This is a genomic window from Hoeflea sp. (assembly GCF_984452065.1).
This window is the reverse complement of the sequence record NZ_CFHWAF010000163.1, coordinates 2268-8938: the sequence shown is the minus strand read 5'-3', so window position 1 is coordinate 8938 and position 6671 is coordinate 2268. Positions and strand designations below refer to the sequence as shown.

General features: G+C 60.2%; 7 protein-coding genes. 3 read left to right on the top strand and 4 right to left on the bottom strand.

What is annotated here, in order from left to right; translation table 11 throughout:
- From AC5E6N_RS21390 to AC5E6N_RS21380, 3 genes are all read right to left on the bottom strand, one after another.
- Nucleotides 1-491, bottom strand: a 491-nt coding sequence (locus AC5E6N_RS21390) for a CHC2 zinc finger domain-containing protein (RefSeq protein WP_491749712.1), incomplete at its 3' end; no start/stop codon positions are given.
- A gap of 188 nt (nucleotides 492-679) precedes the next feature.
- Nucleotides 680-1399, bottom strand: a complete 720-nt coding sequence (locus tag AC5E6N_RS21385) for a LuxR family transcriptional regulator (RefSeq protein WP_491691745.1) — start codon at nucleotides 1397-1399, stop codon at nucleotides 680-682.
- A 412-nt stretch (nucleotides 1400-1811) separates the two neighbouring features.
- A complete protein-coding gene (locus AC5E6N_RS21380; protein WP_491749711.1) occupies nucleotides 1812-2267 on the bottom strand; it encodes a GatB/YqeY domain-containing protein in 456 nt (151 codons plus the stop codon).
- 297 nt (nucleotides 2268-2564) lie between these two features.
- Here AC5E6N_RS21380 and carA point away from each other — a divergent pair, with 297 nt between their 5' ends.
- On the top strand, nucleotides 2565-3767 hold the full coding sequence (carA, locus tag AC5E6N_RS21375) for a glutamine-hydrolyzing carbamoyl-phosphate synthase small subunit (RefSeq protein WP_491749710.1): 1203 nt from the start codon (nucleotides 2565-2567) through the stop codon (nucleotides 3765-3767).
- Between the two features lie 30 nt (nucleotides 3768-3797).
- On the opposite strand, the gene AC5E6N_RS21370 is transcribed toward carA, so the two are convergent.
- Nucleotides 3798-3962, bottom strand: a complete 165-nt coding sequence (locus tag AC5E6N_RS21370; RefSeq protein ID WP_491749709.1) for a hypothetical protein — start codon at nucleotides 3960-3962, stop codon at nucleotides 3798-3800.
- 248 nt (nucleotides 3963-4210) lie between these two features.
- Between AC5E6N_RS21370 and AC5E6N_RS21365 the strand changes: the two genes are divergently transcribed.
- On the top strand, nucleotides 4211-4432 hold the full coding sequence (locus AC5E6N_RS21365) for a helix-turn-helix domain-containing protein (protein ID WP_491691748.1): 222 nt from the start codon (nucleotides 4211-4213) through the stop codon (nucleotides 4430-4432).
- Nucleotides 4433-4586: 154 nt separating this feature from the next.
- Nucleotides 4587-6671, top strand: a 2085-nt coding sequence (carB, locus tag AC5E6N_RS21360; protein ID WP_491749708.1) for a carbamoyl-phosphate synthase large subunit, incomplete at its 3' end; no start/stop codon positions are given.

Below are 6671 nucleotides of genomic sequence, written 5' to 3'. Positions count from 1 at the left end.
TCCGGCGCAAAGCCGAGCCGGAAGGTCTCGATGGTTTTGCCGGACAGCCCCCGGTCGCGCAGATAGGCCCGGGCCGGAGCCCCGTCCGCCGATTGCAACCGGTCCTGGAAGAAGCGCGTCGCGAGTTCCATGACATCGGAAAGGGACGCGCGTTGCCGCTCCCTTTCAGCGGCGCGCGGGTCCGGAGCCGGCAAAGCCACGCCCGCCATATCGGCCACCTGCTGGACGGCCTCCGGAAACGACATGCCGTCCAGTTCGGTCAGGAACCTGAAATGATCGCCCGACACGCCGCAGCCGAAACAGTGATAGCGCCCCTTCCGGTCCTCGCAGTGAAAGCTCGGGGTCTTCTCGCCGTGGAACGGGCAGCAGGCCCACCAGTCGCCCTTGGCCACATTGGTCTTGCGCTTGTCCCACGAGACCCGCTTGCCGATCAGGTCCGAAATCGGCACCCGGTCGCGCAACTCATCGAGAAAGGCATTGTCAAACCGCATGGGGGCAGGCTCCTGAAACCGGCGTCAAAGCCATCAGCCGTGGACGCGCCATGGCGCGCATTGCCAGGCCGGGCCGGTACTTGCGGCCCGTGCGACCACCATATAGCCCACCCGCGCCGGTCACACCACGGCTGATCGCCCTCGTGCCCGCAATTCACAGATCTTGTTTTGCCGACCGCTAACGCGCGTCAGATCCAGCCCTTGCGGATCGATTTTGCCACAGCCTGCGTCCGGTTCACGGCATCGAGCTTCTTCGTCGCGCTGATCAGATAGTGGTTGATCGTGTGTTCCGAAAGCGAAAGGATGGTCGAGATTTCACTGCTGGTCTTGCCGTCCGCGGTCCAGCGCAAGCACTCAAGCTCCCTTTCCGAAAGCGGTGTCTCATCCACCTCGCGGCCCGTCAGAAGAGCGCTGAGACGATCATAGACATGAATGCTGATCATGCTCAGCTTGAGCACCTCTTCGCATGTCAGTTCCTCGCGGTCGCCGGCAAAGCCCACGGAGCCGCGCCGCCCGGACGTATCATGCACCGGAAAGTTGACGCCGCGCATGAAGCCCTGGTCGCGAAAGGCCGTCAGGGCGGAGGCCGCGCCTTTCGACACATGATCGATCAGGACCTCGTCGACATGCCAGATGACGGGAGTCGTCTGCTTCTTCAGCCTTGCGACAATCGGACTGAGGCTGATCAGGTCCATCCGGTCATAGGCCTTGATCAATTCGGGCGGCCAGTTGTTGATGATGCTGTGTTTGCTGAGACTGCCGCCCGTATCGACCGGCAAAGCCATCACACAGAAGTAGCGCAGCCTGAACCGCTCCGTAATCTTACGAAGATATTTGAAGACGTCGAAGGATGTGTTCAACCTGCCGATATCCGAGGGGATACCACCTTTGAAATTCTCAGGGGACATTATTCTCTTAAAAGTTTCTTCTTGTATCAGATGCGGACAACACCACGCCCGCTCGCCTCAAAATACCAGTCGCCCAAATAACACTCCTTGCTTCAAAAACGCCCTGCGACGCGCCCACATCGCAGGATCAACCAGACCGCATCTGTATAAACGCCGGGTTGGCTTCCGCATAATGGAACTTTGGCTTCAAAGCCGCAATTGCAACAAAAAGCGTAAGATACGCATTTTTATGCAATCAGACATGGTGGTTAGCCGGAAAACACACTGAATCTAAAGGTATTTTGCAAAGGCATGCAGTCCGCTGCCCGGGCATCGGCCGCCGAATCATGGCCTCGCGGCAGCGCTCGGCGCCGCCGCGAGGCTGCATTTGCAACTATCGGCCAGCCATAAGGTCGCCCTTGCGAGGCCGGCTCTACTCGTGGTGAAGCAAACCCTTGACGACCCCGGACGCCTTGGCGAAATCCATCTGGCCGGCAAATTCGGACTTGAGGGCGTTCATGCACTTGCCCATATCACGCAGACCGCTGGCGCCGGTCTCTTCGACCACGCGCTTGCACGCTTCACGCACATCGTCGTCGGAAAGCTGCTGCGGCAGGAAGGAGCGGATCACCTCGATCTCCTCGCGTTCCTGCTGGGCAAGCTCAAGGCGCGCCGCATCCTCGTAGATACGGGCCGACTCCTCACGCTGCTTGATCATCTTGGCGAGAATCTGCATGATGTCATCGTCGCAGACCGGGTCCTTGCCGGTGCCACGATTGGCGATATCGCGGTCCTTGACTGCAGCCTGGATAAGCCGGATCGTCGACACGCGCCGGGTATCCTTCGCCTTCAATGCTTCCCGAAGCGAGGAAGCAAACATCTCACGCATCACAGTTTCTCCTGCATTTTGCGGCGAACCATATTCTGTTCCATCTGCCATTGCAAACAAAACTCAAGGCTCTAACTTTATGATTTTATTGCATTTTAAATTTGTGATCGAGCGAGCGACTCGCATTGACGCGCCTTTGGGCCTCGTTTATGTTCCCATATCTGCAAGAACATTCAAACTCGGATGAAGCGTCCTGATCCAAATTGCCGGGAGCTGTCATCGCCCTAAGTGGTGTGACGCGGCATGTTCGTCAAGTGCGGCGTCCGATCACAGCGCACAAAGCCTGAAGAAGACACTATGAACACGACACCGGCATGGACCAGACCCGTTTCCACCGCACTGCTCGTGCTGGCCGACGGAACGGTCATCGAGGGTCATGGCCTCGGCGCGACCGGCGCGGTCGAAGCGGAGGTCTGCTTCAATACCGCACTCACCGGTTATCAGGAAATCCTGACCGATCCGTCCTATTCCGGCCAGATCGTCACATTCACCTTCCCGCATATCGGCAATATCGGCGCCAATGCGGAGGACATCGAGAATCTTGATCCCGCAGCCCGCAACGGCGCAGTCGGCGCCATCTTCAAGGCCGATATCACGGATCCCTCAAACTTCCGGTCCGCCGAACATCTCAACGCCTGGCTGAAGTCGTGCGGCATTGTCGCCATGTACGGCATAGACACCCGCGCCCTGACGGTCTGGATCCGGGAAAACGGCATGCCCAACGCCGTCATCGCGCATAACCCGGAAGGCCGTTTCGACATCGACGCGCTGAAGGAAAAGGCCCGGGCCTGGCACGGGCTGGTCGGTCTCGACCTCGCCATCGATGCCACCAGCGGGCAGTCCTCGCAATGGGACGAAAAGCCCTGGGTCTGGAACGAAGGCTTCAGCCGGAACAGCGCCGGGGCCGAGAACATTCATATCGTTGCCGTCGACTTCGGCATCAAACGCAACATTCTCAGACTGTTTTCCGGACTTGACTGCCGCGTCACCGTGGTTCCCGCATCGACGTCGGCGCGGGACATACTTGCCATGGAACCCGACGGCATTTTCCTGTCGAACGGACCTGGCGATCCGGCCGCAACAGGCGCCCATGCCGTGCCGACGATCAAGGCCCTTCTGGAAACCGGCATCCCGATATTCGGCATCTGCCTCGGGCACCAGATCCTGGCGCTGGCGCTCGGCGCCAGGACCACGAAGATGCATCAGGGTCACCATGGCGCGAACCACCCGGTCAAGGATCACATCACCGGCAAGGTCGAGATCGTTTCCATGAACCATGGCTTTGCCGTCGACGGAGACACATTGCCCGGCGATGTTGAGGAAACGCATGTCTCGCTGTTCGATGGAACGAATTGCGGACTGCAGGTCAGGGACAAGCCGGTTTTTTCCGTTCAGCATCACCCCGAAGCCTCGCCCGGACCGCAGGATTCACATTATCTCTTCAGGCGCTTCATCAACCTGATCCGCGAAAAGCGCGGTGAGGAAACGCTGGCCGAATAGGCATCGAGCCAGTTCCACATCGCCACTGCCTCACACATCGCCGCTGCCCTCACACGTCACCGCGCCCGCTTTCGTAGCGTCGCCCCCTTCTAATTCGGCAAACACCGTCGCCACGAACTGGGTCATCTCGTCCCGGTGCTGCGCAGAGAGCTGTTCCACGCCCTGCCGCGGCACGTGTTCGATGCGCGGCTGCAAACCGTCTTCGCCTTTTACAACCCATCTCTCGATTTTGGAGCTATTGAATGCAGCTCGCGAGCGGTGGCGGTTTCGAGTGATCGACGGCGGATTGTCCCAATTTGAAAGATCAAGTGTCCTATTTAGGACAGCACCAACGAACAGTTGTCACATATATACGATAAATGAGCACAATGTGCGGCAATCTATACGATAAATGGCACAATGTGCGGCAATCTGCCTCAACAGGATATTGACGGACAGGCATTTTGAAACCGGAAGATTTTAAACGTTGGCGAAAGGCGCTCGGGCTCAGCCAGAAGGAAGCCGCGTGCGCCCTCGGCCTGAAGAAACGGATTATCCAGTATTACGAGAAAGGGCTGCGCGACAATCGCCCCGTCGCCATTCCGCTTTCCGTCGCGCTTGCCTGTTACGCCATCGCCAACGGCGTCCATAGTTATGACGCCTCCGAGCTCGCGGTGGACGCTTAGTCGCAGCCCCCCAAAAAGGCATGAAAAACAGGCTCCGGCGGGTTTCCCTGCCGGGGCCTTTGGCCTATAAGGCCGCTCGAACCCTGATATGGACGCTGCATGATATCCCCGAGTTGCGGGCGTGCGGCGATGCCCGCCTGCCGGATGAGCCGCTATGCCAAAACGTGATGATATCCAGTCGATCCTGATCATCGGTGCGGGGCCGATCATTATCGGCCAGGCGTGCGAATTCGACTACTCCGGCACTCAGGCCTGCAAGGCGCTCAAGGAGGAAGGTTACCGGGTCATCCTGGTCAATTCGAATCCGGCGACAATCATGACCGATCCGGGTCTGGCGGACGCCACCTATGTGGAGCCGATTACACCGGAAGTGGTTGCCAAGATCATCGCCAAGGAGAGGCCCGACGCCCTGCTGCCGACGATGGGCGGCCAGACGGCTCTCAATACCGCGCTCTCGCTGCGTCGGATGGGCGTGCTCGAGCGCTATGATGTCGAGATGATCGGCGCCAAGCCGGAGGCGATCGACAAGGCAGAGGACCGGGCGCTGTTCCGCGAAGCCATGGCGGCAATCGGCCTTGAGACCCCGCGGTCCATGCTGGCGAACGCCACCGACGTGAAGGAAAAGGACCGGCAGGCGCACGAAGCCAAGCGCAATGAAATCAAGGCGCGTCACAGCGGCGAGGAACTCGACACGGCCCTCGATGCGCTTGAAACCGAGTGGCAGCTCGGCGAGACCGACCGCAAGCAGCGCTACACGGCGCACGCGCTGGGCGTGGCGGCTCAGGCGCTCGATCATATCGGCCTGCCGGCGATCATTCGCCCCTCATTCACCCTCGGCGGCACCGGCGGCGGCATTGCCTTCAACCGCTCGGAATATTTCGAGATCGTCGAAACCGGTCTCGACGCCTCGCCGACGACGGAGGTTCTGGTCGAGGAATCTGTCCTTGGCTGGAAGGAATATGAAATGGAAGTGGTCCGCGACAGGGCGGACAACTGCATTATCGTATGTTCCATCGAAAACGTGGACCCGATGGGTGTCCACACCGGCGATTCCATCACCGTCGCCCCGGCCCTGACGCTGACCGACAAGGAATACCAGATCATGCGCAACGCATCGATTGCGGTGCTGCGCGAAATCGGCGTTGAAACGGGCGGTTCGAACGTCCAGTTCGCCGTCAATCCGCAAGACGGGCGGCTGGTGGTCATCGAGATGAACCCGCGGGTGTCGCGCTCGTCGGCGCTGGCGTCGAAGGCGACGGGCTTCCCGATCGCCAAGGTCGCCGCCAAGCTTGCCGTCGGCTACACGCTGGACGAACTGGAAAACGACATCACGGGTGGCGCGACCCCGGCCTCGTTCGAGCCCTCGATCGACTATGTGGTCACGAAGATCCCCCGCTTTGCCTTCGAGAAGTTTCCCGGCGCCAACCCGATGCTGACGACGTCGATGAAATCCGTCGGCGAGGTCATGGCCATCGGCCGGACATTCGCCGAATCCATGCAAAAGGCGCTGCGCGGTCTTGAGACCGGCCTGACCGGCCTTGACGAGATCGATATCCCGGGGCTTGGCGAAGGCGACGATAAAAACGCGATCAAGGCGGCCCTCGGCACCCCCACGCCCGACCGGCTGCGCATGGTGGCGCAAGCGCTCAGGCTCGGAATGACCGAAGAGACGGTGCATGAAAGCTGCAAGATCGATCCCTGGTTCATCGCGCAGTTGAAGGCCATCGTCGATATGGAGGAGCGCGTGCGCGAGCACGGGCTCCCGGGTGACGCCGAAAATCTGAGCATGCTCAAATCGATGGGCTTTTCCGATGCCCGCCTCGCCGGCCTGACCGGCCAGCGTGAACGCGACGTCGCGGCCCTGCGGGCGCAACTGGGCGTCCATCCCGTCTACAAGCGCATCGACACCTGTGCGGCCGAATTCGCCTCCCCGACCGCCTATATGTATTCGACTTACGAAACACCGTTCGCCGGCGCATTGCGCTCGGAGGCCACGGTGTCCGACCGCAAGAAAGTGGTGATCCTCGGCGGCGGTCCGAACCGCATCGGACAGGGCATCGAATTCGACTATTGCTGCTGTCACGCGGCCTTCGCGCTTGACGATGCCGGCTACGAATCCATCATGATCAATTGCAATCCGGAGACGGTCTCGACGGATTACGACACATCCGACCGCCTCTATTTCGAGCCGCTGACGGCCGAGGACCTGCGGCTGCTGGTCAACGGCGTGGAGGACATC